The sequence below is a fragment of the Stenotrophomonas sp. HMWF003 genome (assembly GCF_003061285.1).
GTDB lineage: Bacteria > Pseudomonadota > Gammaproteobacteria > Xanthomonadales > Xanthomonadaceae > Stenotrophomonas > Stenotrophomonas maltophilia_AP.
Genome location: NZ_QAIW01000031.1, coordinates 1 through 2,638, shown reverse-complemented (window position 1 = coordinate 2,638; position 2,638 = coordinate 1). Strand labels below are relative to the sequence as shown.

The 2,638-nt window shown below is 67.6% G+C and carries 2 protein-coding genes; one reads left to right on the top strand and one right to left on the bottom strand.

From position 1 onward, the window contains the following. Nucleotides 1–993 (bottom strand): TIGR00266 family protein (locus DBR34_RS01195; RefSeq protein WP_128095377.1); only part of this gene is annotated, 993 nt, incomplete at its 3' end. 223 nt (nt 994–1,216) lie between these two features. On the opposite strand from DBR34_RS01195, the gene DBR34_RS01190 reads away from it, so the two are divergent. Further along, the coding region (locus DBR34_RS01190) for a TonB-dependent receptor plug domain-containing protein (protein WP_181393869.1) at nt 1,217–2,638 on the top strand (1,422 nt) is incomplete at its 3' end.

Sequence of the window (2,638 nt, the reverse complement as noted above, 5' to 3'; positions counted from 1 at the left end):
GCCATTGCCGGCCAGCACCGAACCCTCGCCACGGCTCTGCCCGCCGGCCTGGGGCGCGGCCATCCACATGCGCCCGGCCAGGCGCGAGAACGGCAGCGACTGCAGCCACACCTTGCCCGGGCCGGTCAGGGTGGCCAGGAAGACGCCTTCGCCGCCGAACACCATGCTCTTGATGCCGGCTACGCGGCGCACGTCCATGTCCACGCTGGCGTGGTAGGCCACGATGCAGCCGGTGTCCACGTCCAGCCGCTCGCCGGCGGCCAGTTCGCGCTCCACCACGCAGCCGCCGGCGTGCACGAACACCCAGCCGTCGCCTTCCAGCTTCTGCATGATGAAGCCCTCGCCGCCGAACAGGCCGGTCATGATCTTGCGCTGGAACTGCACGCCGATCTGCACGCCGCGCGCGCCGGCCAGGAAGCTGTCCTTCTGGCAGATCAGGCGGCCGCCGTGCTGGTCCAGCTTCATCGGTAGCACGGTGCCGGGGTAGGGCGCGGCGAAGGCGACCTTGGCCTTGCCGTGGCCGGTATGCGTGTACAGCGTGGCGAACAGGCTTTCACCGGTGAGCACGCGCTTGCCGGCGCTCATCAGCTTGTCCATGAAGCCGCCGCCCTGGCCGCTGTGCGAGCCGTCGCCGAACACGGTGTCCATCTGCACTGCGGCGTCTTTGAACATCAGCGCGCCGGCCTCGGCGATGGCGCTTTCGCCCGGGTCCAGCTCGATCTCCACGAACTGCATTTCATGGCCGACGATGCGGAAGTCGATGTCGTCGGCGCGCTGGCTGCGGCCGCCCGGGCCGGGCAGCGGCGGCGGCGCGCCTTGCGGGACGCTCCCGGCTAGCAGTTCGGGCACCTCGCTGATCGCCATCCAGCCGCTCATGCCCTCGCACCAGACCAGTGCCCGCGGGTTGAGGTGGGCGTACTGGCGGGCGGCGGCATCGTCGAGAGGACCGGTGCGGTCGGCCTGGCCGGACGTATGGAAATACCACTGGGTCATGACGGTGTGCCTGGCAGACGGAGGAGGGGGCCAGTCTAGAGCGGCCCGGCGTGGGCCCGAGTGGGCCGGAAGTCGTGACCGGCGTCGGAAACCGCGATCTGCCTTCACATCCGGATGGCCGGATCTTGGTAATGAATGACCGGAATTTGCGACGCTGTTGCTGTACTGCAACAATTGTCTGGTAGCGCCGGTCCACCACCCCTCCCAACACAGCCTAAACGCCATGTTCCCGAACCGCACTGCCCACGGCCGGTTTCCGTCCGTGCACCCGCTCGTCATCGCCCTTGCCGCCCTGCTGCCATTGACGGCCGCAGCCCAGGACGCCCCCGCCACCAAGGATCCGGTCGCCCTCGACACCCTGCAGGTGACGGCCCAGCGCCGTGTGGAAAACGCCAAGGACGTCCCGGTGTCGATCTCGGCCATCCAGGGCGAGAAGCTCGACGTGCTCGGTTCGGCCGGCGACGACATCCGTTTCCTGTCCGCGCGCGTGCCCAGCCTGAACATCGAATCGTCCTACGGGCGTGCCTTCCCGCGCTTCTACATCCGCGGCCTGGGCAATACCGACTTCGATCTCAATGCTTCGCAGCCGGTGTCGCTGGTGTATGACGACGTGGTCCAGGAAAGCCCGCTGCTGAAGGGCTTCCCGCTGTTCGACCTGGCCGGCGTGGAAGTGCTGCGCGGCCCGCAGGGCACCCTGTTCGGCCGCAACACCCCGGCTGGCGTGGTCAAGTTCGATTCGGCACGCCCGTCGCAGGACGCCGATGGGTACGTCAAGGTGGCCTATGGCAGCTACAACACCTGGAACACGCAGGGCGCCTACGGCGGCCCGCTGACCGACCGCTGGTCGGCACGCGTGTCGGCGCTGTACCAGCGCCGCGATGATTGGGTCACCAACACCCGCGCCAATGCACCGGCGCAGGGCTTTGAAGGCTATGACGAAGCCGCCGCCCGCGTGCAGTTCCTGTACGAAGGCGACGATCTCGAAGCGCTGTTCAACGTGCACAAGCGCAAGCTCAACGGCACCGCGCGCCTGTTCCGCGCCAACATCCTCAAGCCGGGCACCAACCAGCTGGTCGAGAACTTCGACCGCGACGAGGTCTCCACCGATGGCCAGAATTTCTCCGAACTGGAAACCTGGGGCGCCAGCGCGCGCCTGAAGTGGGACCTGGGCCGGGTGACGCTGCACTCCATCACCGGCTATGAAACCGCCGAATCGCTCAACCACGGCGACATCGACGGTGGTTACGGCGCCAGCTTCCTGGGCGCGGGCAACTACGGCCCGGGCAACATCCCGTTCGCCTCCGAGTCGGCCGATGGCCTGCCGCACCACCGCCAGTGGACCCAGGAATTCCGCATCGAATCCAACGAATGGGGCCGCTTCGACTGGCAGGCGGGGCTGTTCTACTTCGATGAAGACGTCACCATCGACAGCTTCAACTACGACTCGCTGACCCCGGGCAATCCGCAGAACGGCCATGCCGTGCAGAGCCAGCGCAACAAGGCCTGGGCGGCGTTCGTGTCCGGCGATTTCGACGTGACCGAGCGCTTCAAGCTGCGCGGTGGCGTGCGTTATACGCAGGACAAGAAGGACTTCAGCGCCAGCGTGCTGCAGGCGGTGCCGTTCGGTACCCCGGTCAGCGGCCCG